General features: G+C 71.7%; 24 protein-coding genes. 21 read left to right on the forward strand and 3 right to left on the reverse strand.

Annotated features, from left to right (window positions below; translation table 11 throughout):
• Positions 1–73 precede the first annotated feature (73 nt).
• The 4 genes from V5F67_RS20735 to cybH all read left to right on the forward strand — a co-directional run bounded on the left by V5F67_RS20735 (position 74) and on the right by cybH (position 6,054).
• Positions 74–1,282, forward strand: a complete 1,209-nt coding sequence (locus tag V5F67_RS20735; protein WP_394017908.1) for a pyridoxal-phosphate-dependent aminotransferase family protein — start codon at positions 74–76, stop codon at positions 1,280–1,282.
• A 1,051-nt stretch (positions 1,283–2,333) separates the two neighbouring features.
• On the forward strand, positions 2,334–3,449 hold the full coding sequence (locus V5F67_RS20740) for a hydrogenase small subunit (protein WP_394017909.1): 1,116 nt from the start codon (positions 2,334–2,336) through the stop codon (positions 3,447–3,449).
• Complete coding sequence (locus V5F67_RS20745) at positions 3,446–5,263, forward strand: nickel-dependent hydrogenase large subunit (RefSeq protein WP_394017910.1); 1,818 nt, start codon at positions 3,446–3,448, stop codon at positions 5,261–5,263. Before V5F67_RS20740 ends, V5F67_RS20745 begins: the two co-directional genes overlap by 4 nt.
• Before the next feature lie 11 nt (positions 5,264–5,274).
• On the forward strand, positions 5,275–6,054 hold the full coding sequence (gene cybH / locus V5F67_RS20750) for a Ni/Fe-hydrogenase, b-type cytochrome subunit (protein ID WP_394017911.1): 780 nt from the start codon (positions 5,275–5,277) through the stop codon (positions 6,052–6,054).
• Between the two features lie 43 nt (positions 6,055–6,097).
• On the opposite strand, the gene V5F67_RS20755 is transcribed toward cybH, so the two are convergent.
• Positions 6,098–6,724, reverse strand: coding sequence for a hypothetical protein (locus tag V5F67_RS20755; RefSeq protein WP_394017912.1), 627 nt, complete (start codon positions 6,722–6,724; stop codon positions 6,098–6,100).
• Between the two features lie 88 nt (positions 6,725–6,812).
• Between V5F67_RS20755 and V5F67_RS20760 the strand changes: the two genes are divergently transcribed.
• The 13 genes from V5F67_RS20760 to hypE all read left to right on the forward strand — a co-directional run bounded on the left by V5F67_RS20760 (position 6,813) and on the right by hypE (position 17,451).
• The gene (locus V5F67_RS20760; protein WP_394017913.1) at positions 6,813–6,980 is read left to right on the forward strand and encodes a hypothetical protein; all 168 of its coding nucleotides are present in this window, start codon (positions 6,813–6,815) and stop codon (positions 6,978–6,980) included.
• Between the two features lie 480 nt (positions 6,981–7,460).
• Positions 7,461–8,081: a HyaD/HybD family hydrogenase maturation endopeptidase gene (locus V5F67_RS20765; RefSeq protein WP_394017914.1), complete on the forward strand. Its 621-nt coding sequence runs from the start codon at positions 7,461–7,463 to the stop codon at positions 8,079–8,081.
• Positions 8,082–8,088: 7 nt separating this feature from the next.
• Positions 8,089–8,424, forward strand: a complete 336-nt coding sequence (locus tag V5F67_RS20770; protein ID WP_394017915.1) for a HypC/HybG/HupF family hydrogenase formation chaperone — start codon at positions 8,089–8,091, stop codon at positions 8,422–8,424.
• Entirely contained in the window at positions 8,424–8,852 is a 429-nt protein-coding gene (locus V5F67_RS20775) for a thioredoxin domain-containing protein (RefSeq protein ID WP_394017916.1), read from the forward strand. Before V5F67_RS20770 ends, V5F67_RS20775 begins: the two co-directional genes overlap by 1 nt.
• 10 nt (positions 8,853–8,862) lie before the next feature.
• The gene (locus V5F67_RS20780) at positions 8,863–9,708 is read left to right on the forward strand and encodes a hydrogenase expression/formation protein (protein WP_394017917.1); all 846 of its coding nucleotides are present in this window, start codon (positions 8,863–8,865) and stop codon (positions 9,706–9,708) included.
• 8 nt (positions 9,709–9,716) lie between these two features.
• Positions 9,717–10,598, forward strand: a complete 882-nt coding sequence (gene hybE / locus V5F67_RS20785) for a [NiFe]-hydrogenase assembly chaperone HybE (RefSeq protein WP_394017918.1) — start codon at positions 9,717–9,719, stop codon at positions 10,596–10,598.
• Positions 10,595–11,929, forward strand: coding sequence for a nickel-dependent hydrogenase large subunit (locus V5F67_RS20790; RefSeq protein WP_394017919.1), 1,335 nt, complete (start codon positions 10,595–10,597; stop codon positions 11,927–11,929). The genes hybE and V5F67_RS20790 overlap by 4 nt, the downstream gene beginning before the upstream one ends.
• On the forward strand, positions 11,922–12,263 hold the full coding sequence (locus V5F67_RS20795; RefSeq protein WP_394017920.1) for a hydrogenase maturation nickel metallochaperone HypA/HybF: 342 nt from the start codon (positions 11,922–11,924) through the stop codon (positions 12,261–12,263). The genes V5F67_RS20790 and V5F67_RS20795 overlap by 8 nt, the downstream gene beginning before the upstream one ends.
• Positions 12,263–13,294 (forward strand): hydrogenase nickel incorporation protein HypB, encoded by a 1,032-nt coding sequence (hypB, locus tag V5F67_RS20800; RefSeq protein ID WP_394017921.1) that lies wholly within the window; start codon positions 12,263–12,265, stop codon positions 13,292–13,294. The genes V5F67_RS20795 and hypB overlap by 1 nt, the downstream gene beginning before the upstream one ends.
• Positions 13,291–14,754 carry a sigma-54-dependent transcriptional regulator gene (locus V5F67_RS20805; protein WP_394017922.1) on the forward strand — a complete coding sequence of 488 codons (1,464 nt, stop codon included), beginning with the start codon at positions 13,291–13,293 and terminating at the stop codon, positions 14,752–14,754. Before hypB ends, V5F67_RS20805 begins: the two co-directional genes overlap by 4 nt.
• Positions 14,755–14,963: 209 nt before the next feature.
• Positions 14,964–15,257: a HypC/HybG/HupF family hydrogenase formation chaperone gene (locus V5F67_RS20810; RefSeq protein ID WP_394017923.1), complete on the forward strand. Its 294-nt coding sequence runs from the start codon at positions 14,964–14,966 to the stop codon at positions 15,255–15,257.
• Positions 15,258–15,268: 11 nt separating this feature from the next.
• Positions 15,269–16,393 carry a hydrogenase formation protein HypD gene (hypD, locus tag V5F67_RS20815; protein ID WP_394017924.1) on the forward strand — a complete coding sequence of 375 codons (1,125 nt, stop codon included), beginning with the start codon at positions 15,269–15,271 and terminating at the stop codon, positions 16,391–16,393.
• Positions 16,390–17,451, forward strand: a complete 1,062-nt coding sequence (gene hypE / locus V5F67_RS20820) for a hydrogenase expression/formation protein HypE (protein ID WP_394017925.1) — start codon at positions 16,390–16,392, stop codon at positions 17,449–17,451. Before hypD ends, hypE begins: the two co-directional genes overlap by 4 nt.
• A gap of 664 nt (positions 17,452–18,115) precedes the next feature.
• On the opposite strand, the gene V5F67_RS20825 is transcribed toward hypE, so the two are convergent.
• The gene (locus tag V5F67_RS20825) at positions 18,116–18,253 is read right to left on the reverse strand and encodes a hypothetical protein (protein WP_394017926.1); all 138 of its coding nucleotides are present in this window, start codon (positions 18,251–18,253) and stop codon (positions 18,116–18,118) included.
• Positions 18,254–18,479: 226 nt separating this feature from the next.
• On the reverse strand, positions 18,480–19,262 hold the full coding sequence (gene fabG, locus V5F67_RS20830; RefSeq protein ID WP_394017927.1) for a 3-oxoacyl-ACP reductase FabG: 783 nt from the start codon (positions 19,260–19,262) through the stop codon (positions 18,480–18,482).
• Positions 19,263–19,429: 167 nt separating this feature from the next.
• Between fabG and V5F67_RS20835 the strand changes: the two genes are divergently transcribed.
• The 4 genes from V5F67_RS20835 (at position 19,430) to ku (ending at position 23,127) form a co-directional block, all read left to right on the forward strand.
• Positions 19,430–20,413: a phosphotransferase enzyme family protein gene (locus V5F67_RS20835; RefSeq protein ID WP_394017928.1), complete on the forward strand. Its 984-nt coding sequence runs from the start codon at positions 19,430–19,432 to the stop codon at positions 20,411–20,413.
• A gap of 55 nt (positions 20,414–20,468) precedes the next feature.
• Positions 20,469–21,800: an aspartate aminotransferase family protein gene (locus V5F67_RS20840; RefSeq protein ID WP_394017929.1), complete on the forward strand. Its 1,332-nt coding sequence runs from the start codon at positions 20,469–20,471 to the stop codon at positions 21,798–21,800.
• A 163-nt stretch (positions 21,801–21,963) separates the two neighbouring features.
• Positions 21,964–22,182, forward strand: a complete 219-nt coding sequence (locus tag V5F67_RS20845; protein WP_394017930.1) for a Trm112 family protein — start codon at positions 21,964–21,966, stop codon at positions 22,180–22,182.
• A gap of 120 nt (positions 22,183–22,302) precedes the next feature.
• Positions 22,303–23,127 carry a non-homologous end joining protein Ku gene (gene ku / locus V5F67_RS20850; RefSeq protein WP_394017931.1) on the forward strand — a complete coding sequence of 275 codons (825 nt, stop codon included), beginning with the start codon at positions 22,303–22,305 and terminating at the stop codon, positions 23,125–23,127.
• The last annotated feature ends 56 nt before the right edge of the window (positions 23,128–23,183 follow it).

Here is a 23,183-nt window from a genome sequence, read left to right on the forward strand (position 1 = left end):
CTTGACTGTTTTTTGCATTCATAATTCATTTTGGCAAGCCAGAAGGGAACCACCCCGCATTCGGAGGCCGTCCATGCCGTCCAACACCGCCCGCGTCGCGGGCCGTCATTTCCTGCAGATCCCCGGCCCGACCCCGGTGCCGGACCGCATTCTGCGCGCCATGGACATGCCGGTGCTCGACCATCGCGGGCCGGAGTTCCAGAAGCTCGGCCGGCGGGTGCTGGAGAATGTGAAGACCATCTTCAAGACCCGCGCGCCGGTTGTCATCTATCCCGCCTCGGGCACGGGCGCGTGGGAGGCGGCGCTCGCCAACTGCCTGTCCCCCGGCGACCGGGTGCTGATGTACGAGACCGGGCATTTCGCCACGCTCTGGCGCAACATGGCCGGCAAGCTCGGGCTCGACCCGGTGTTCATCGGCTCCGACTGGCGCCAGGGCGCCGACCCGGAGGCCATCGGCGCGGCGCTCGCCGAGGACAAGGCGCACGCCATCAAGGCGGTGTGCGTGGTGCACAACGAGACCTCCACCGGCTGCGTCTCGCCCATCGCCAAGGTGCGCAAGGCGATCGACCAGGCGAACCATCCGGCGCTGCTGCTGGTGGACACCATCTCCTCGCTCGCCTCCATCGACTATCGCCACGACGAATGGGGCGTCGACGTCACGGTGGCGGGCTCGCAGAAGGGGCTGATGCTGCCGCCGGGCCTGTCCTTCAACGCCGTGAGCGAGAAGGCGCTGGCCGCCGCCAGGGCCGCGCGCTTACCGAAGCTGTTCTGGTCGTGGGAGGAGATGCTGCCCGCCAACCGCAACGGCTACTTCCCCTACACGCCGGCCACCAACCTGCTCTACGGGCTCGACGCCGCCATCGACATGCTGCACGAGGAGGGGCTGGAGAACGTGTTCGCCCGCCACGACCGCCACGCGGCGGCGACGCGCGCGGCGGTGGAGGCCTGGGGCCTGGAGGTGCTGTGCCGGGTGCCGGAGCATTATTCCTCCTCGCTCACGGCGGTGCTGGTGCCGGACGGGCACGACGCCGACGCCTTCCGCGCCCGGGCGCTGGAGGCGTTCGACATCTCGCTCGGCACCGGGCTGACCAGGCTCGCCGGCAAGGTGTTCCGCATCGGCCATCTGGGCGACACCAACGACCTCACCATCCTCGGCGCCCTGGCGGGGGTGGAGATGGGGCTGGAGCTCGCCGGCATCCCGCACCGGAAGGGCGGCGTCGCCGCCGCCATGGCCCATTTCGCCGCCGCCGCCAAGGGCGCCCTGCCCCGCGCGGCGGAATAGCGGCGCGGCGCCCTGCGCCCGGTTGCGGGGGCCAGGGCGCGGGAGCGCGGCCGCTCCAGTCGAAGGGCGCGGCGGGAAAGGGGCAAGAGTGGTGAAAAGGTCAACGGGACGCGTGAAAACCTCACCGCCGTCATGCTCCGGCTCGACCGGAGCATCCACGCCCCCTCCCCGCCTCGCGCCCGGCCGCAGGATGGGCCCTCCGGCCAAGCCGGAGGGCGACGGCGGTGAGGGGAGGCGACGGCGGTGAGAGTGACGACAGCGGCCGAAGGTGGCCGGAGAAGCCCAACCGCATCCCCAAAAACCACCGTCATGCTCCAGCTTGACCGGAGCATCCAAGCGACCTCCGCGCCTCGCGCCCGGCCGCCAGATGGGCCCTCCGGTCAAGCCGGAGGGCGACGGCGGTGAGGGGAGGCAACGGCGGTGAGGGGCGGCAGCGGGGGGGAAGCGCGTGCGGCCGTGGAGAAAACGCCCAGCGACAGCCCCCAATAACCGCCGTCATGCTCCGGCTTGACCGGAGCATCCAAGCGACCTCCGCGCCTCACGCCCGGCCGCAGGATGGGCCCTCCGGTCAAGCCGGAGGGCGACGGCGGGAAGGGGAGGCGACGGCAGCGGAGAGGGGAGGCGACGGCAGCGGGGAAGCGCGTGCGGCCGTGGAGAAAACGCCCAGCGACAGCCCCAATAACCGCCGTCATGCGCCGGCTTGATCGGAGCATCCATCCGCAATGGATGCAGGCGCACGGCGGGGAATGGAAACGAGACGTCGGACCAAGACCCGAGACCGGGCGCGTTGGAACCGCTTCCGTCCGGACCTGCCCCGAGGCGAGCGGCTGATCCGCCGCCGACCTCGACAACCCCCTTTCCACTCCCTCCGCCAACCGCTCACACCCCATCCACCCCCCACACGCAGGCGCGCCCCCAACCCCTTGTCCTAGAACGTTTCCAGCCTGCGCGCCGGCCCTGGCACGGCGCTTGCCATTCTCTCCCCATCCCCGCGCGCCTCGACGCGCGCCGGGGCGCAACGCAAAGCGCAACCCATGGGGGGACGCCGCAGATGGCCCTCGAGACGTTCTATGAAGTCATGCGGCGGCAGGGCATCACCCGCCGCTCGTTCCTGAAATACTGCTCGCTCACCGCCGCCGCGCTCGGCCTCGGGCCGGAGTTCGCGCCGCAGATCGCCCATGCCATGGAGACCAAGCCGCGCACCCCGGTGCTGTGGCTCCACGGCCTGGAATGCACCTGCTGCTCGGAGAGCTTCATCCGCTCCGCCCATCCCCTGGTGAAGGATGTGGTGCTCTCCATGATCTCGCTCGACTATGACGACACGCTCATGGCCTCCGCCGGCCACCAGGCGGAAGCCATCCTCGACGAGGTGATGGAGAAGTACAAAGGCAACTACATCCTCGCCGTGGAGGGCAACCCGCCCCTCAACGAGGACGGCATGTACTGCATCATCGGCGGCAAGCCGTTCGTCGACCAGCTGAAGAAGGTGGCGAAGGACGCCAAGGCCGTCATCTCCTGGGGCTCGTGCGCCTCCTATGGCTGCGTGCAGGCGGCAAGGCCGAACCCCACCCGCGCCACGCCGGTGCACGAGGTGATCTTCGACAAGCCCATCATCAAGGTGCCGGGCTGCCCGCCCATCGCCGAGGTGATGACCGGCGTCATCACCTACATGCTCACCTTCGACCAGCTCCCCGCGCTCGACCGCCAGGGCCGGCCGCTGATGTTCTATTCCCAGCGCATCCACGACAAGTGCTACCGCCGGCCCCACTTCGACGCCGGCCAGTATGTGGAGCACTTCGACGACGAGGGCGCGCGCAAGGGCTATTGCCTCTACAAGGTCGGCTGCAAGGGTCCGACCACCTACAACGCCTGCTCCACCGTGCGCTGGAACGACGGCGTCTCCTTCCCGATCCAGGCCGGCCACGGCTGCATCGGCTGCTCGGAGGATGGCTTCTGGGACAAGGGCTCCTGGTACGCCCGCCTCGCCGACCTCAAGGGCTCGGGCTTCGGGGTCGAGGCCAACGCCGACCAGGTGGGTCTCGTCGCCGCCGGGGTCGTGGGCGGCGCGGTGGCGGCGCATGCCGCGGTCTCCGCGCTCAAGCGCGCTCAAGCCAAGAACAGCGACAACGGCGCCCACAAGAACGTTTCCTTGGGAGGCGACAAGTGACCATCCAGACGCCGAACGGCTTTTCCCTCGACACCTCCGGCAAGCGCATCGTCGTCGATCCGGTCACCCGCATCGAAGGCCACATGCGCTGCGAGGTGAATGTGGATTCAAACAACGTCATCCGCAACGCGGTCTCCACCGGCACCATGTGGCGCGGGCTGGAAGTGATCCTCAAGGGCCGCGACCCGCGCGACGCCTGGGCGTTCGTGGAGCGCATCTGCGGCGTGTGCACCGGCTGCCACGCGCTGACCAGCGTGCGGGCGGTGGAGGACGCGCTCGCCATCAAGATCCCCAACAACGCCTTCCTGATCCGCGAGATCATGGCCAAGGTGCTGCAGTGGCACGACCACGTGGTCCACTTCTATCATTTGCACGCGCTCGACTGGGTGAACCCGGTCAACGCGCTGAAGGCGGACCCCAAGGCCACCTCCGACCTGCAGCAGATGGTCTCGCCGGCCCACCCCATGGCCTCCGCCGGCTATTTCCGCGACGTGCAGAACCGGCTGAAGAAGTTCGTGGAGAGCGGCCAGCTCGGCATCTTCAAGAACGGCTACTGGGACAATCCGGCCTACCTGCTGCCGCCGGAAGCCGACCTCATGGCGGTGACGCACTATCTGGAGGCGCTCGACTTCCAGAAGGAGATCGTCAAGGTCCACACCATCTTCGGCGGCAAGAACCCGCATCCGAACTACCTCGTCGGCGGCGTGCCCTGCGCCATCAACATGAACGGCGACATGGCCGCCGGCGCGCCGCTCAACATGGAGCGGCTGAACTTCGTCAAGCTGAAGCTCCAGGAGGCGTTCGAGTTCTCGAAGAACGTCTACGTGCCGGACGTGATCGCCATCGCCTCGTTCTACAAGGGCTGGCTCTATGGCGGCGGCATCTCCGGCCAGAACGTCATGGACTACGGCGACTACGAGGCCATCCAGGGCCAGAAGAAGACCGACCGCCTGCCCGGCGGCGTCATCCTCAACGGCAACTGGAACGAGGTGCATCCCATCGACCCGCGCGACCCGGCGCAGGTGCAGGAGTTCGTCGCGCACTCCTGGTACACCTACGGTGAGGGCAACAACGACAAGGGCCTGCACCCGTGGGACGGCGTCACCGACCCGCAGTACAAGCTCGGCCCCGCCGCCAAGGGCACCCGCACCAACATCGAGGCGGTGGACGAGAACGCCAAGTATTCCTGGATCAAGGCGCCGCGCTGGAAGGGCAATGCGGTGGAGGTGGGCCCGCTCGCCCGCTACATCCTCGCTTATGCCCAGGGCGTCGACTACGTGAAGGGCCAGGTGGACGAGAGCCTCGGGCGCTTCAACGCGCTCGCCGGCACGAGCCTCACCGCGAAGCAGGCGCTGCCCTCCACCATCGGCCGCACCCTGGCGCGGGCGCTGGAGGCGCATTACTGCGCCAAGATGATGCTGGACGACTTCGACGCCCTGATCGCCAACATCAAGGCCGGCGACACCGCGACCGCCAACATGGAGAAGTGGGACCCCTCGACCTGGCCCAAGGAGGCCAAGGGGGTCGGCACGGTGGCGGCGCCGCGCGGCGGCCTCGGCCACTGGATCAAGATCAAGGACGGGCGGATCGAGAACTACCAGTGCGTGGTGCCCACCACCTGGAACGGCGGCCCGCGCGATCCCAAGGGCAATATCGGCGCGTTCGAGGCCTCCCTCATGAACACGCCCATGCAGCGCCCGGAGGAGCCGGTGGAGATCCTGCGCACGCTGCACTCGTTCGACCCGTGCCTCGCCTGCTCCACCCACGTCATGTCCCCCGAGGGCGAGGAACTCGCCCGCGTCACCGTGCGCTAAGGGAGGCGAAGATGACCGACGCCACCCTTCCCTCCGCGGACGCCGCTCCCCCCGCCCGGCCCAACGGGCGCCCCAAGCCGGGCGCCGATGCCGTCGCCCGCGCGGCGGCGGGTGGGCGCAGACTCACCACCGTCTATGTCTACGAGGCGCCGGTGCGCCTGTGGCACTGGGTGAACGCGCTCTCCATCGTCGTGCTGTGCGTGACCGGCTACTTCATCGGCTCGCCCTTCCCGACGCTGTCGGGCGAGGCGAGTTCCCACTATCTGATGGGCACCATCCGGTTCGTGCATTTCTCGGCCGGCTACATCCTCGCCGTGGCGTTCCTCGGCCGCATCGCCTGGGCGTTCGTGGGCAACCAGTGGTCGCGCGAGCTGTTCACCTTCCGCTTCTGGCGATCGGACTTCTGGCGCGGCTTCTTCACCGAGATCCAGTGGTACGCGTTCCTGAAGCCGCGGCCCCTGAAGTTCGTGGGCCACAACCCGCTGGCCCAGTTCTTCATGTTCTGGGTGATGGTGGTGGGCCTCGCCTTCATGATCGTCACCGGCTTCGCCCTCTATTCGGAAGGCGCCGGGCCGGGCTCGTGGCAGGACGTGATGTTCGGCTGGGTGATCCCGCTGCTCGGCGGCTCCATGCAGGTGCACACGCTGCACCATCTCGGCATGTGGGTGATCATCCTGTTCGTCATCATCCACGTCTACTCGGTGATCCGCGAGGACATCATGTCCCGCCAGTCCATGGTCTCGGCCATGACCAGCGGCTACCGCTCCTTCAAGGACGACGATCCGGAATGAGCCGCGGGCCGGCCGGGCGTGCATGCCCCGGCCGGCCGTCGCCTCAGGCGGCGCGGGCCTCCGCCGCGAGCCGCCGCGCCAAGGCGATGAACTCGATCGCCGCGCACAGCATCAGGCCATAGCCGAACAGCTCCAGGCATTCCTCGCTCATGTCCTTGATGGGGCGCAGATAGTCGTCCTGCATCACGGACCGCCAGAAGCGGCCCATGCCGAACAGGCGGGAGAACACATAGGTCGTCATCAGCGCGCTGACGAACAGGCCGAACGACATGCTCTCCGTGAACACCCGCTGCTCGGCCAGGAAGGCCGCGCGGTGGCGCCAGGTGTAGAACAGGCCCGCGGCGATGACGGGCGTGGCCAGAATCTGCCAGCCCTCCTCATGCAGCATGTCGAGCCAGATGTCATTCTCGCGGATCAGCGAGGCGGCGGCGAAGGTGGCGAGCAGCCAGGCGGACCGGGTCAGCGCGGAAACCCTGAGCGCGCACGAGACGAAGATCGCGGTGATGACGAAGAGGATGACCGACTGCGCGATCTCCACCAGCGACGTCTCGCCGAACGTGCCGGTGGTCACGGCATCGATGTACATGAGCAGGAACAGGAAGGCGGTGATGCCGGCATAGAGCGCAACGCGCAGGATGCCGCGCACGAACGGCAGACAATCCTCAGGCAATGGGGGGTCTCCGGGCCGATTGCGATCGGGCCCGTCCGCCGCGCCGCCGCGCCACCCCGCCCCCAGAGCCGTCGCCATACTGTCACATATGAAGCCGGATGGCCACATCGCACCCGCACCGCGCCTTCGGGCGACGCCGCCTCCTCGCCGCGCCGAGGGCGAGGACCTGGTGCGCGCCGCCTATGGCAGCGCCGACTTCCAGGAGGGCGTGCGCGCCTTCCTGGAGAAGGGCAAGCCGGCGTGGAGCGGCCGCTGAGGCGGCCATCAGCCCCGCACCGGCCATCGCGGCAGCGGGCGCGGGATCCGCGCCCGGCGCCACCGGATGCCACTTTGCATACAAATCCCGCGCCCGCTCACCGGATCGCAGCCCCATCGATCCAGGCGCGGCTCGCGATGCAGCAGGAATGCGTTGCACGGCAAAGATTGAATGGATGAGGATGCCGCCGCCGCGGACGGGTGCGGCAAGGCGAAGCCGGGGGCGTTCGCGCCGGGCGCTCAGCGACCGGGAACCTGGGCACCATTTGACCGGATACTTTCCATTTTTTCCGGATTTCGATTAATATTCTTCCAAATTTGACGGAGTTGCCGGGCTGCCGGCGTGGAAGGCGTGCAGCCGAAGTCAAAGCCTTGCGCTCGGCCCGGAGCCCGATTCCGCTTGTGGCACGCTCCTTGAATTGAGCTGTTCCAGACAGGCGGCGGCAGACCGCCGGAGGAAGCGTGAGGGAGGAGAGCGCCCATGGACGGCGAGCGCATACTCGTGCTCGGCATCGGCAACATCCTGTGGGCCGACGAGGGCTTCGGCGTCCGGGTGATCGAGGCGCTCCACGCCAGCCACGACTTTCCCGACCGCGTCAGCCTGCTCGACGGCGGCACCCAGGGCCTCTACCTCCTGCCCTATCTGGAGGAGGCCGACGGCGTCGTGATCGTCGACGCGGTGGATTACGGCCTCGCGCCCGGCACCCTCCACATCCTCGCCGACGCCGACGTGCCCGCCGTGCTCGCCGCCCGCAAGGTGAGCCTGCACCAGACCGGCTTCCAGGAGATCCTCGCGCTCCTGGCGCTGCGCGGGCGCTCGCCGCGCCGCATGGTGCTGGTGGGCGTGCAGCCGGCGCTGCTGGACGATTACGGCGGCGGCCTCACCGACATCGTCGCCGCCAGGGTGCCGGAGGCGGCGGCCGAGGTGCTGGCCGTGCTGGCGCGCGACTTCGCCATCCATCCCGCGCCGCGCCCGGCGCCGGGCCGCGACGCCCTCATCACGGAAGCGGTCGCCCGCGCGCCCTACGAGGCCGGCCGCCCCTCGCCCGAGGAGGCGTGCCGCATCGGCGATCCCCGCGTCCTCGCCGGCGCGCGCGGCTGAGCCGGCCATGTGCATCGGCACCCCCATGCGCGTGGTCTCGGCGGACGGCCTTTCGGCCCGCTGCGCCGACGCCGCCGGGCGCGTCGCGGCCATCGACCTGTCCCTGGTGCCCGAGGCGGCGCCGGGCGACCACGTCCTCGTGTTCCAGGGCGCCGCGCGCCGGCTCATGGACGCCGAGGAGGCCCGCCTCGTCGCCGCCGCGCTCGAAGGCGTCGCGGCGCTGATGGCGGGCACCGCCGACGCCGCCGCGATCGACGCCGCCTTCGCCGACCTCGCGGCGCGCGAGCCCGCGCTGCCGCCCCATCTCGCCGCCGCCTTCGCCGCCGGCCGAAAGGAAGCCTGATGACCACCCTCGACACCCCCGCGCCCCGCGCGGCCGCCGGTACCGCCCTCCACCCGCTGGTGCGGCGGCTGATCGAGGATCGCGGCTATGCCCTGGCCGAGACCGACGACGCCCTGGCCGGCCTCGACGGGCGCGACCATGTCCTGTTCCTGCCCGCCTACGGCAAGGCGCACCTGGAGACCCCCGACATCGCCGTGGTGCTGCCGGAGCTGATCGCCGCCCTGGGCGGCGCCGAGCGCATCGGCGGCGCGGTGGCCGGGCCGAAGTTGGAGGCGGCGCTGCGCGACAGGCTCCAGCTCGCCGTGCCCGCCCTCGTGGTGGTGCGGCGCGGCGAGGCCATCGGCTCGGTCGCCCGCATGCGCGACTGGGACGACTATCTCGCCCGGCTCGGCGCCGTCCTCGACACGCCCGCCCCCGCGACCCACTGAGGACCGAGCGATGCCCTCCAGCCCCTTCGCCACCCAGCCGCCGGTCGGCTTCGGCCCCGGCAGCCAGCTCGGCGCCGACGACGGCCTCGAATACATGCCGCTGCCCTCGGGCATGCGCACCTTCTCGGCCCACCTGCCGGAGGTGGAGGACCGCGCCCGCTTCGCCCCCGCGCTCAAGGCGGTCGCCGACATCCTCGCGGCGCTGCGCGACTGGACGCCCGGCACCACCGCCACCGTCCCGCTCGCCCATCTGGACGCCGCCAACCGGGCGCTGGTGAACGAGACCCTGGGCGAGGGCGAGGTGGCGGTGAAGGTCGCCGGCGAGGGCCGCGCCGTGGAGATCCAGGAGGCGACCTTCGCCGGCGTCTGGCGGCTGCGCGCCGCCGACGGCGCCGAGCGGGTGGAGGTGGGCGCGTTCCCGAAGGGGGCGCTGCTGCGCGCCTTCCCGCCACGCTGGGACATCGACCTGAAGGCGCTGGAAGCGCCCATGCCCGGCATCTTCAACGCCCCGCCGCTGCTGGTGGAGATCGCCCACCGCTCAGGCGCGCGGGCGCCGGGCGCGGCGCCGCACGTCATCAACCTCTCGCTGCTGCCGCACACGCCGGAAGACCTGGCGCTGATCGAGCGGACGCTGGGCGAGGGGGCGACCACCATCCTCTCGCGCGGCTACGGCAACTGCCGCATCGACGCCACCGCGACGCGCGATGTCTGGCGCGTGCGCTACTACAATTCCACCGACATGCTGATCCTCGACACCATCGAGGTCTCCGACGTGCCGGAGGTGGCGCTGGCCGCGCCAGAGGACATCGCCGATTCCGCCGAGCGCCTCGCCGAGGTGCTGGCGGCGATCTCGTGAGGCGCGCCATGAGCGGCACCGCGAACCTCGCCCTCCATCGCGGCTTCGAGGGCTCCTACATGGGCGACAACGCCCGCCTCGCCCCCACCGCCCGGCTGGAGTGCAAGATCTGCTGGCACGTCTACGACCCGGCCCGGGGCTGCGACACCTGGGACGTGCCGCCGGGCACGCCGTTCGCGGCGCTGCCCGATGACTGGCGCTGCCCGGTGTGCGACGGCGAGCGCACCCAGTTCATGGTGCTCGATCCCGGCGTGCCTCCGGAGGCCGCGCCCGCGCCGGCGGTACCCGAGATTGACCCGCGCCTCGCGGCCCTGGTGGCCGAGGCGCCGGCCCGCTTCGAGGCGGCGTTCCGCGAGATCCATGCCGGCAAGATGAAGGGCGTGCCGTTCGTCAACGAGACGCTCGGGGTGAAGGCCGTGGGCTTCCGGACGCATGAGGGGCGCGGGCTCGGCGTGCTGGTGACGCCCTGGTTCATGAACCTGATCCTGCTGCCGGGGCCGGACGAGGACTGGTCCGGCGCGAAGACCGGCGAGAAGAGCATGGTGGCCTTTCCCTCCGGCGGCTACGAATTCCTCGCCGCCGACCGGCCGGAGACCGGGCCCTACCGGGCCTGCTCGCTGTTCTCGCCCATGTTCGGCTTCACCTCCATGCTGCAGGCGGTGGAGACCGCCGTCGCCGTGATCCCGGCTCTGCTCGATCCCGCCAACCGCGCGGACGGCACGCGCGAAAGCGAGATCCGCCGCCGCCGCGAGACCGAGCTGGCGCAGGCGCAGGCGGAGGAGGACGGCGCGGAGGGGCCGCCACCGCCTGCCGCCGCGCCCGCCGAACTGTCCCGCCGCGCCATGATCTTCGGCCCCCGCACCGATGCGCCGGAGGCCGGCACGCCATGATCCACGCGCCCGCCGTGCTCGCCTCCATCGCCATCGCGCCGGCCGTTGCGGGCGGGGGATGGCGCATGGCGCGGCGGATGACGGCGGACCCGGCGCGGGTGCTGGTCGGCCGCTCGCCCGGCGAGGCGGCGCGGCTCGCGCCCCTCATCTTCAACCTCTGCGGCGCCGCCCACGCCCGCGCCGCCGCCGCCGCCTTGGGCCTCCCCGCGGAGCGGGACGCTCCGGCGCAGGCGGCGGCGCGCGAGCGCGCCCGCGACCATGCCCGCGCCATGCTGGTGGACTGGCCGCAGGCGCTCGGCGCCGCGCCCGACCGCGCGAGCCTCGGCCTCCTCGCCCGGCCGGACGGTGCCCCGGCCCTGGCGCGCGCTCTGGCGGGGGACGCCGGCGAGCTCTGCGCCTTCTCTCCCGCGGAGCTGGACGCTTGGCTCGCGGCCGGTGAAACCGAAACCGTCCGCCTCCTCGCCCGCCTGCGCCACGAGACCGATCCCGCCTTCGGCCGCGCCGGACTGCCGCTCCTCACGCCGCAGGTGCTGGCCACGATGATAGACACCTCCCCCGACGCGCCCCCTCCTCCCCTGTGGGGAAGGGACGGGGTGGGGGGTGAAGCTGCCTCGGCCTCCCTTGCCGCCCTGACCTCTTCGGGCGCGACACCCCCCACCCTGCCTTCCCCCGCAAGGGGGGAGGGGGCGCGCGGCGACCAGCCGGACGGGGCAGACGCCCGGCACCCGGAGCCCGGCGCGCGAGGCCCTCTCCCGCTTGCGGGGGAGGGTTGGGAGGGGGAAAGGGCCTCGTCCGCCCGCGCGCCGCGCGAAGCTGATGCCGGGGCTGGCCCCCTCCCCATCTCCCCCCCGGGCCCCCTCCCCATCTCTCCCCCGCAAGCGGGAGAGGGGGACCTCATCTGCGCTGGACAGCCCGCTCTCCATTTCGAGACCGGCGCGCTGGCGCGCCTCGCGGGCACCCCCCTGTGCCGCGCCTTGCTAGCCGCTGAAGGACCGACCCTGTTCGCCCGCCTCATCGCCCGGCTGGCCGACTGCCTCCTCGCGCTCGCCGGCGCGCCGGAGCCGGAGCTTCCCGCCCCCGCGGGCGTCGGCCTCGCTTATGCGGCGCGCGGGCTGCTGGCCCATGGCGCGCGCCTTCAGGCGGGGCGCGTCGCCGCCTATCGCGTGGTCTCGCCCAGCGCCTGGAACCTCGCCCCCGGCGGCCTGCTGGAGCGCGCGCTCGCGACCCTGCCCGCCGGGGCCGAGGGCGCCCGGCTCGCGCCGCTGCTGGTGTCGGCGGTCAATCCGTGCGTCCCTGTCGCCTTCCTTCCGGCGGAGGCGGCCCATGCATGAGATGGCCCTGTGCGAGAGCCTGCGCAGCGCGATCGAGGAGGCCGCCGTCCGCGAGCGCTTCTCGAAGGTGGCGCGGGTGCGCCTCGCCATCGGCCGCTTCGCCGGCGTCGAGGTGGAGGCGCTGCGCTTCGGCTTCGACATCGTCATGGCCGGATCGCCCGCCGAGGGCGCCGAGCTGGTAGTGCTGGAGGAGGAGGGCACCGGCTGGTGCTTCGACTGCTGCGAGACCGTGCCGCTGGCGCACCGCCTCGCCCCCTGCCCGCGCTGCGGCGGCGAGCGGCTGGTGCCGAACGGCGGCACGGAGATGAAGATCAAGGACCTGGAGGTCACCTGATGTGCACGGTTTGCGGCTGCGGCGGTGACGGCGCCACCCTCTCCGACGGGCAGAGCAAGCAGACGCTCGCCCGCGATCACGACCATGCGCACGATCATGCGCACGGGCATGGCCATCACCACGACCATGGGCATCCGCACAGCCACGGGCACGCCCACACCCACGCGGACGGCTCCACGCACGTCCACGATCACAACCATGACCACGGCCATACCCATGCCCACGCACACGACCATGTGCATCGCGGCGAGCCCCGCACGCTGGACTATGGCGCCGGCCCCGCCCGCGCCCATGCGCCGGGCCTCTCCCAGGCGCGCATGGTGGAGATCGAGACCTCGATCCTCGCCAAGAACGAGGCGCTGGCCGCGAGGAACCGCGCCCGCCTCGCCGAGGGCGGCGTGTTCGCGCTCAACCTGCTCTCCGGCCCCGGCGCCGGCAAGACCACGCTGCTGGTGGAGACGCTGAGGGCGCTCGCCGGCCGCCTGCCCGCCGCCGTCATCGAGGGCGACCAGCAGACCGACAACGACGCCCGCCGCATCCGCGAGACCGGCACCCCGGCGGTGCAGATCAACACCGGCAAGGGCTGCCACCTCGACGCCCACATGGTCGGCCACGCGCTCGACAGGCTGCCCCTGCCGCCCGGCGGCGTGCTGTTCATCGAGAATGTGGGCAACCTCGTCTGCCCCGCCGACTTCGACCTCGGCGAGACCCACCGCGTGACGCTGGTGTCGGTCACCGAGGGCGACGACAAGCCGCTGAAATATCCCGACATCTTCGAGAGCGCGGACCTCGTCCTCATCACCAAGGCCGACCTCGCGCCTTATGTGGATTCGAACCCCGAGGTGCTGGCGCGCAACATCGGCCGCATCAACCCGCAGGCGACGATCCTCCAGGTGTCGAGCCGCGCCGAAGGGGGCCTTGCCCCCTGGCTCGGCTGGCTGGAGGAGGCCCGCGCCGCCCGCCTCGCCCGGCTCGCGGCGGCGGCCGAAGCGAAAGCCGGCGCGCTCCGCGCGGCGGGAGGCGCGCGATGACGCGCTGCCCCGCGATCCTGGTGGTGGACGACGAGCCGCGCTCGGTGGAGGTGATCGCGCGTGTGCTGGAGGAGGAGTTCGACGTCTTCACCGCCTCCGGCGCGGAGGAGGCGCGGCGCATCCTGGAGCAGGAATGGATCCAGGTGATCTTCTGCGACCAGCGCATGCCGAAGACCTCCGGCGTCGCCTTGCTCACCGAGGTGCGCGAGCGCTGGCCCGACATCCTGCGCATCATCGTCACCGGCTATACCGAGCCCGAGGACATGATCGGCGCCATCAACGAGGCCGGCATCTACCAGTTCATCACCAAGCCCTGGCATCCGGACCAGTTGCTGCTGGCCGCCCGCAACGCCGCGCACCTGTTCCGCCTCCAGCGCGAGCACGAGCGGCTGAGCCTGGAGATGAAGCTATCGCTGCCGGCGGCGGAGGCGCGCATCGCCGCGCGCCGGGCCGAGGTGGCGCGGAGCTTCCATTTCGACGCTCTGGTGCGCACGCCCGGCAGCCCGCTGAGCGAGGCGTGCCTCAGGGCCGCCCAGGTGGCGACCTTCGACGTGCCGGTCCTCGTCACCGGCGAGACCGGCACCGGCAAGGAGCTGCTGGCGCGCGCCATCCACTATTCCTCGCTGCGCTCCGACAAGCCGTTCTTCGCGGTGAATTGCGGGGCGATCCCGGACGAACTGCTGGAATCCGAGCTGTTCGGCCACAAGAAGGGCTCCTTCACCGGCGCCCACGTCACCCGCGTCGGCCTGCTCGACCAGGCGGACGGCGGCACCATCCTGCTGGACGAGATCGGCGACGTCTCGCCCGCCTTCCAGGTAAAGCTGCTGCGCTTCCTGCAGGAGGGCGAGATCCGCCCGGTGGGCTCCAACGAGGCGAAGCGCGTCAACGTGCGCGTGATCGCCGCCACCCACCGCGACCTCAACGGCGAGGTGGCGCGCGGCCGCTTCCGCGAGGACCTCTATTACCGCCTGTGCGCCATGGTGCTGACCCTGCCGCCGCTGCGCGAGCGACGCGACGACGTGCCGGTGCTGGCGCAGAGCCTGCTCGACGCGCTCGCCACCCAGCACGGCAAGAAGGCCAGGGGCTTCACCGAGGAGGCGCTGGCCTGCATGCAGGCCTATGACTGGCCCGGCAACGTGCGCGAACTGCAGAACGAGGTGACGCGCATGCTGGTTCTGGCGCGCGCCGACCTGCTCTCGGCCGACCTGCTCTCGCCCCACGTGGTGCGCGACGCCGCCGCCGCCACCCGCGAGGCCGCCGCGATCGCCATGCCGGATACCGGCCCGCTGAAGGACCGCGTGGAGCGCATGGAGGCGACCATCCTGATGGAGACGCTGGTGCGCTGCCGCTGGAACAAGAGCCGCGCCGCCGAGGAGCTGGGGCTCTCTCGCGTCGGCCTGCGGGCCAAGCTCGACCGCTACGGCATCGCCCGCGGCGGCGCCTTCGCGAAATCGCATTGAGGGGCGGGAACGATGGATGACGTTGCCTCCCGAAGCCCCGCGCGAAAGCCCTCTCCCGCGTGCGGGGGAGGGTTGGGAGGGGGAAAGCGACCTCGACTGCAGGCGCGCCCTCTTTCCCGGAGCGCGCCGCCCGGCCATGCCCCCTCCCCGGCCCTCCCCGCACGCGGGAGAGGGAGCACGCCGTTTGAAGACCCTCTAGGAGCCAGACCATGTGCCTCGGCATTCCCGGACAGATCGTCGCCGTCGCCGACGCCGATGCCATGCTCTGCACCGTCGACGTCTCCGGCGTGCGGCGGGCGGTGGATGTCGCCTGCGTCGCCGCGCCCGGCCGGCCGCTCGACGACCTCGTGGGCGCCTGGGTGCTGGTGCATGTGGGCTTCGCCATGAGCGTCATCGACGAGGACGAGGCCGCCGCCACCCTGAAGGTGCTCACCGAGATCGGCGAGGCGGAGGCCGAGATGGAGGCCCTGCGCCTCGGCCTCGACCATCAAGCGACCATGTGAGGAGACGCGCCATGCGCTACGTGGACGAATTCCGCGATCCCGCCCTCGCCGCCGCTCTGGTGAAGGAGATCGGCGCCGTGTGCGCACGCCTGGAGCGTGGGCGCGAGAAGCCGCTCGCGGTCATGGAGGTGTGCGGCGGGCACACCCACGCCATCTTCCGCTACGGGCTCGAGGGGCTCCTGCCGGACCTCGTGGAGTTCGTGCACGGCCCCGGCTGCCCGGTGTGCGTGCTGCCCATGGGGCGGGTGGACGACTGCGTCGCCATCGCCGAGCGCGGCGAGGTGATCTTCGCCACCTTCGGCGACGCCATGCGCGTTCCGGGCTCCAGGAAGAGCCTGCTCCAGGCCAAGGCCGAGGGGGCGGACGTGCGCATGGTCTATTCGCCGCTCGACGCGCTGGCGCTGGCGAAGAGGAATCCGGAGCGCGAGGTGGTGTTCTTCGGCCTCGGCTTCGAGACCACCATGCCCTCCACGGCGCTCACCGTGCTCAGGGCCGCGCGCGAGGGCGCCTCCAACTTCTCCCTGTTCTGCAACCACATCACCATCATCCCCACCCTGCGGGCGCTCCTGGAGCAGCCGGACTTCGGCATCGACGGCTTCATCGGGCCGGGGCACGTCTCCATGGTGATCGGCACCGCGCCCTACCGCTTCATCGCCGAGGAGTTCGGCAAGCCGCTGGTGGTGGCGGGCTTCGAGCCCATCGACCTGCTGCAGTCCCTGCTGATGGTGCTGCGGCAGATGGAGGCGGGGCGCGCGCGGATCGAGAACCAGTACGCCCGCGTGGTGCCGGACGCCGGCAACCCGGCGGCGCTGAAGGCGGTGAACGAAGTCTACGAGCCGCGCGAGAGCTTCGAGTGGCGCGGGCTCGGCGCCATCGCCGGCTCCGGCGTGCGGCTGCGCGAAGCCTACGCCGCCTTCGACGCCGAGAAGCGCTTCGCCCTCGCCGAGGCACAGGTGGCGGACCCGGCGCAGTGCCGCTGCGGCGAGGTGCTCACCGGCGCGGTGAAGCCCTGGGCCTGCCCGGAATTCGGCACCGGCTGCACGCCGGAAACCCCGCTCGGCGCGCTCATGGTCTCCTCGGAAGGCTCCTGCGCCGCCTATTACCAGTATGGCGGCGTGCGGGGGGCGGCGGCGTGAGCGCGCCGTTCGCCCCCGCCCGCCGCGCGTTGCCGGAGCGCGTGACGCTGGCCCATGGCGGCGGCGGCAGCGCCATGCGCGACCTCATCGACGGCGTGTTCCGCTCCGCCTTCGCGGCGACGGACGGCGCCTTGCCGGCGGCGGAGGACCAGGCGCGCTTCGACCTGGCCGCGCTCGCCGCGAAGGGCGACCGGCTCGCCTTCACCACCGACGGCTTCGTGGTGGACCCGCTGTTCTTCCCCGGCGGCGACATCGGCACGCTCGCCGTATGCGGCACCGTCAACGACCTCGCCGTGGGCGGGGCGGTGCCGGTGGCGCTCTCCTGCGCGGTGATCGTCGAGGAGGGGCTTCAGGTGGAGGTGCTGCGCCGCGTCGCCGCCTCCATGGCGCGGGCGGCGCAAGCGGCGGGGATTGCCATCGCCACCGGCGACACCAAGGTGGTGGCGCGCGGGGCGTGCGACAAGCTGTTCGTCACCACCACCGGCATCGGCGTGGTGCGCGCCGGGCTCCACATGGGCATCGACAAGGCGCGGCCGGGCGACGTGGTGCTGGTGAACGGTCTGCTGGGCGACCACGGCGCCGCCATCCTCAATGCGCGCGGGGACCTGGCGCTGGAGACCGCCATCGCGAGCGACTGCGCGGCGCTCCACGGCCTGATCGCCGACCTGATCGCCGCCGCCCCCGGCGTGCGCATGATGCGCGACGCGACGCGCGGCGGCGTCGCCGCGGTGCTGAACGAGCTCGCCGAGGCGAGCCGGGTGGGCATCGCCGTGCGCGAGCTGGACCTTCCCATCCGCCCCGAGGTGACCGGCTTCTGCGAGATATTGGGCCTCGACCCGCTCTATCTCGCCAACGAGGGCAAGCTGGTGGCCGTGGTGCCGCCCGAGGACGCCGAGGCGGCCCTCGCCGCGCTGCGCGCGCATCCCCTGGGCCGGGACGCGGCGGCGATCGGGCGGGTGAGCGACGGGCGGCCGGGCCGCGTGGTCATGGAGACGCGGTTCGGCGGCGCCCGGGTGGTGGACATGCTGGTGGGCGACCAGCTGCCACGAATCTGCTGAGGCACCGTCATGGCCCCGGCGGAAGCAGGTGCCATTCGGAGAACGCGGACCGCCTCCACCCTGTCATGGCCGGGCTCGACCCGGCCAGCCACGGCCCGCAGCCGGGGCGCGCCGCTTCTGAACGCTGGACAAGCGGCGGCGCGTGGATGCTCCGGCCGAGCCGGGGCATGACGGTTGGGTGGGCTGCGGCAGGCTCTTCTCCACCGTCCTGCCCCTCTCGCCGCCGTCGCCCTCCGACTTGATCGGAGGGCCCATCCTGCGGCCGGGCGCGATGCTGGAAGGCGGACGCGGATGCCCCGACCGAGCCGGGGCATGACGGTTGGGCGGGCTGTCGCAGGCTCTTCTCCACCGTCCTGCCCCTCTCGCCGCCGTCGCCCTCCGACTTGATCGGAGGGCCCATCCTGCGGCCAGGCGCGATGCTGGAAGGCGGGCGTGGATGCCCCGACCGAGCCGGAGCATGACGGTTGGGCGGGCTGTCGCAGGCTCTTCTTCACCGTCCTGGCCCCTCTCACCGCCGTCGCCCTCCGACTTGATCGGAGGGCCCATCCTGCGGCCGGACGCGATGCTGGAAGGCGGGCGTGGATGCTCCGGTCAAGCCGGAGCATGACGGCGGCTGAGGAGCAGCGGTTCGGGACTTACGCGGTGTTAGCCTGCCCCCGCCCCTTCACCCGCCGTTGGCGTTCACGCACTGGTTCACGCACTCCCAGGCATCGGCGGCGCGCTTGCCGAGGTTCACCTTGCCGTCGTCCTCGCTGTCCATCAGCGACCATGTGAAGACGCCCGCCGCAGCGATGTCGGACACCGCCCCATAGTCCAGCAGGAACCACAGCCGCGCGCCGTTGGCCTCGGCGGTCCCGCCCAGTCCGCCACGCCTTTCGGCTTGCCCGGAACCGCAGCCACCGACTTGGTTGAGCAGCCTTCGGCGGGAGCGTTATTGGCCGGGGATATCACTGTCAGGCTTCCGTCATCTCCGCCGCGATGAAGAACACTGGCCGCATCGGGCGTGCTTTTGCCCTTGCGGCTTCCCCCTACCCCGCGCTCCCCATCTCCTCCAGCGCCATGAGGGATTCCGGCAGCACCTGCCCGCCGTCGATCACCAGCGTCTGGCCGGTGATGTAGGCCGCCTCCTCGGAGGCGAAGAACAAGGCGGCGTTGGCGATGTCGTCGACGCTGCCGAGCCGCTTCAGCGGGATGGAAGCCTCCATCTTCTCCAGATAGTCGGCGCCGAGCCCGTCGAGGCCCTCGGTGCGGATGTTGCCGGGCAGCACCGCGTTCACGGTGATGCCGAACGGCGCCAGTTCCAGGCAGGCGGTGCGGATGAAGCCCAGTTGCCCGGCCTTCGAGGCGCCGTAGTGCGCCCAGCCGGGATAGCCGGTGATCGGCCCGGTGATGGAGGAGGTGACGACGATGCGCCCCCAGCGCGCCGCCTTCATGGCCGGCAGCACCGCCGCCACCGAATGGAAGGTGCCCTTCAGGTTGGTGCCGATCACCCGGTCGAAGTCCTCGTCCGTCATGGCGTCGAGCCGGGCGGCCGGGAAGATGCCGGCATTGGCGCACAGGATGTCGAGCCGCCCGTAGCGCTCCAGCGCCGCGGCGGCGAAGGCATCGCACCCCGCCCGGTCGGCCACGTCGGCGGCGAAGGCGGAGGCGTTGGGGCCGATCTCCGCCGCCGCCGCCTCGGCGTCGGCAAGGCGGCGCGCCACCACCAGCACGTTGAGCCCGGCGGCGCCGAAGCGGCGGGCGATGCCCTTGCCGATGCCCTTGCTGCCGCCCGTGACCACCACCGTCCGCCCCTCGAGCGCCTTCAGCATGCGATGCTCCTCTTTCCCGCCGGCCGGTTCTTGTGCAGCCCCGCGCTCTGGCGCGATATTGGGCATGCCCAAGAGTGCATCGCCGGACCGATCTTGTGAAGGAGCGAGGATGGACACGCGGACCCCCGCGCGGAAACGGAACGGCACGCCCCGCCCGGAGGCCGGCCGTGCTGTATGACGACGCCTTCCTGGCGCGCGTCCAGCACGGGCTCGGCGCGGCGCTGCCCCTGTGGGACGTGGCGCCGGACACGCGGCTGGAGCTGCTCACCATCTCCGAGAACGCCACCTTCCGCGCCACCGGCACCGGGCAGGGCGACCTCGTGTTCCGCGTCCACCGGCCGGGCTACCACACCCGCGCCGAGATCGCCTCCGAGCTCGCCTGGATCGCCGCGCTCAGGGCCGAGGGCGTGGTCGCGACGCCGCGACCGGTGCCGCTGAAGGACGGCGGGCTCATCGCCGACCTGACGGACGGCTCCACCACGCGCCACGTGGTGGCGTTCGAGTTCTTCCCCGGCCGGGAGCCGCAGGAGAGCGACCGGCTGGACGGCTGGTTCCGCGAGCTCGGCGCCATCCATGCGCGCCTCCACGCCCATTCCCGGCGCTGGGCGCGGCCGGAGGGCTTTTCCCGCAAGGTGTGGAACTTCGAGAGCACGCTCGGCGCGGCGCCGCTCTGGGGCGACTTCCGCGCCGGCCTCGGGCTCGACGCGCCGGGCCGCGCGCTGCTGGAGCGCACGGCGCAGGTGCTCCAGCGCCGGCTCGCGCCCTTGGAGGCGCCGGAGAATTTCGGCCTCATCCATGCGGACCTGCGCCTCGCCAACCTGCTGGTGGAGGGCGACCGGCTCGCGCTCATCGACTTCGACGACTGCGGCTTCTCCTGGTTCCTCTACGACTTCGCCGCCGCCATCTCCTTCATCGAGCACGAGCCCTACGTGCCGGCGCTGCGCGCGGCCTGGCTCGACGGCTACCGCGCGCAGGCCCCGCTCGGGGCCGAGGCGGACGGCCAGCTCGACCTCTACGTGATGCTCCGGCGCATCCTCCTCACCGCCTGGATCGCCTCCCACGCCGAGACGCCGACCGCGCAGGCCATGGGCATCCCCTACACGCACGGAACGCTCGCCCTCGCGGAGGCCTTCCTCGGCCGGCACGGCTGAGGAAGGCCCCGGCCAAAAAGGTGGGCCTGGAGAAGAAGGCCCGGAGACGAAGGCCATGGGATCGAACGGGAAGAAGGAAATCCTCGCCCTCAACGCCTTCGCGCCAGGGGGCGGCGCGGCGCTGCCCGCAGCGCTGGACCAGATGGTGACGCGCCGCCGGCGCAGCTTCGGCGCCACCTCGGTTCTGTTCTACGACCGGCCGCTGCATGTGGTGGGCGCGCGCGGAGCGACGCTGACCGCCTCGGACGGGACGCAATATCTCGACCTCTACAACAACGTCCCCTCGGTGGGGCATGGCCACCCGAAGGTGGTGGAGGCGGTGCGCGACCAGGTGGGCCGCCTCAACATCCATTCGCGCTATATCATCGACGTGGTCGACCACTATGCCGAGCGGCTGCTCGCGCACTTCCCGGCGCCGCTCACCCAGGTCGCCCTCACCTGCACCGGATCGGAGAGCAACGACCTCGCCCTGCGCCTCGCCCGGCTCGCGACCTCCGGCATCGGCGTGGTGGTCACCGAGACGGCCTATCACGGCAACACCGCCGCCGTGACCGAGGTCTCGCCCTCCTCCTACAAGAAAGGCGGGCCACCGGCCTTCGTGCGCGCCGTGCCGCCACCCCATCCCGCTCATTACGGAGCGGACGTGGCGGGCGGCTTCGCCCACGCCGTCGCCGACGCCGTCGCCGCGCTGGAGGCCGACGGGCATGCCTTCGCGGCGCTGCTGGTGGACACCATCTTCTCCTCCGACGGGGTCCATGCCGACCCGCCGGGCCTGCTGGCGTCGGCGGTGGCGGCGGCGCGGCGGGCGGGCGGGCTGTTCATCGCCGACGAGGTGCAGCCGGGCTTCGGCCGCACCGGCACCCACATGTGGGGCTTCGCGCGCCATGGCGTGGTGCCCGACATCGTCACCCTGGGCAAGCCCATGGGCAACGGCATCGCCCTCGGCGGGGTGGTGACGCGGCCGGACCTGCTGGCGCAGTTCGCCGGCGCCTTCGGCTATTTCAACACCTTCGGCGGCAATCCGGTGGCCTGCGCCGCCGGGCGCGCGGTGCTCGACGCGCTCGCCGAGGATGGCCTGATGGAGAATGCGCGGGCGGTGGGCGCGCATATCGCCGAGCGACTGGCGGCGCTGCGCCCCGCCTGCCCGGCCATCGGCGAGGTGCGCGGCGCCGGGCTCTATCTCGGCATCGACATCGTCTCGGCGGCGGACGGCCGCGCCGACCCCGAGGCGGCGGGCCGCCTCATCAACGGCCTGCGCGAACGGGGCATCCTCATCGGCGCCGCCGGCCCGCTCGGCCACACCCTGAAGGTGCGACCGCCGCTGTGCCTGACGGCGGCGGAAGCGGACCGGTTCGTGGGCGAGCTGGGGGCGCTCCTGAAGGGCTGAAGCCGCCCTGGCCCCGCCGGATCTCTCCCCCCATGCCGCGGCATCCACCGCGCGGGAGATTCATCCCGGGCTCGGGCGGCGAAAAAACCGCGTGAAGGGCGGGCGCGCGGCGGCTATGGTGCCGGCGACCCGCCTCACGGCTGCAGGACCAAGGTTGAGACACATGGCCATTCCCCCGCGCTCCGGCCAGGACGTGGACCCCAAGCTCCTGGAAATCCTGGTCTGCCCGCTCACCAAGGCGCCGCTGGAATACGACCGCGCGCGCCAGGAGCTGATCTCCCGCCCGGCCCGCCTCGCCTATCCCATCCGCGACGGCATCCCCATCATGCTGGCGGACGAAGCGCGCGCCCTCGACGAGGCGGAGCTGAACGAGCGCCGCTGAGCGCGGAACCAGCCCTCCTGTAACCCGTTGACGATCAAAGGGCCTGCCCCGGCGGCGGGGCTCACGTATCGGGGCCGGCGGCCCGCGCGCCGCGCGGCCCGAGGGACGGAGGGTCACACCATGGCGGCGCGCGCCTTCTGGACCGGGTATCTCAAGCTCTCCCTCGTCACCTGCCCCGTGGCCATGACGCCCGCCACCAGCGGCGCCGGCCAGGTTCGCTTCCACACCGTCAACCGCAAGACCGGCGACCGCGTCGCGGCCCGCTACGTCGACGCCGTGACCGGAAAGCCGGTGGACGAGGACGACACGGTCAAGGGCTACCCGGTGGACGAGGACGCCTACGTCACGCTCGAGGACGCCGACCTCGACGCCGTGCGGCTTGAAAGCACCCGCACCATCGATATCGAGCGCTTCGTCGACGCCGGCAGCATCGGCTGGATCTGGTACGACCGGCCCCATTTCCTGACCCCGGCCGACACGGTGGGCGAGGAGGCGTTCTGCGTCATCCGCGACGCCATGGCGGCCACCGCCACCGCCGCGGTCTCCCGCCTCGTGCTCTATGGCCGCGAGCGCGCGGTGCTGCTGCGGCCCGAGGGCCGGGGCATGGTGCTGTGGACCCTGCATTTCGGCAACGAGGTGCGGCCAGAGGACGCCTATTTCGCCGACCTCGCGGGGGCCCCTGCCCCGTCGCGCGACGCCATGGCGCTGATCGGCAAGCTCATTTCCGGCCAGATGCTGGATTGGTCCGACCAGCTGGTGAAGGACCCGGTGCAGGACCGCCTCCTGGACCTGATCGCGGCGCGAAAGCGCGCCGCGCGGCGCCCGCGCAAGGCGCCCGCGGCAAGGGCCGAAGCCGCGCCCGCCGCCGGCGGCAACGTCGTCGACATCACCGAGGCCCTGCGCCGCTCCCTGGCGTCCGAAAAGGCGCCCCGCCGGGGCAAGTGATGCCCTCCGCCGGCCGCGCTTGCCTTGCCCTGCCCTGCCGCGCTGCTGGCTTCCCC

The sequence above is a fragment of the Xanthobacter pseudotagetidis genome, from assembly GCF_043194795.2.
GTDB lineage: Bacteria > Pseudomonadota > Alphaproteobacteria > Rhizobiales > Xanthobacteraceae > Xanthobacter > Xanthobacter tagetidis_A.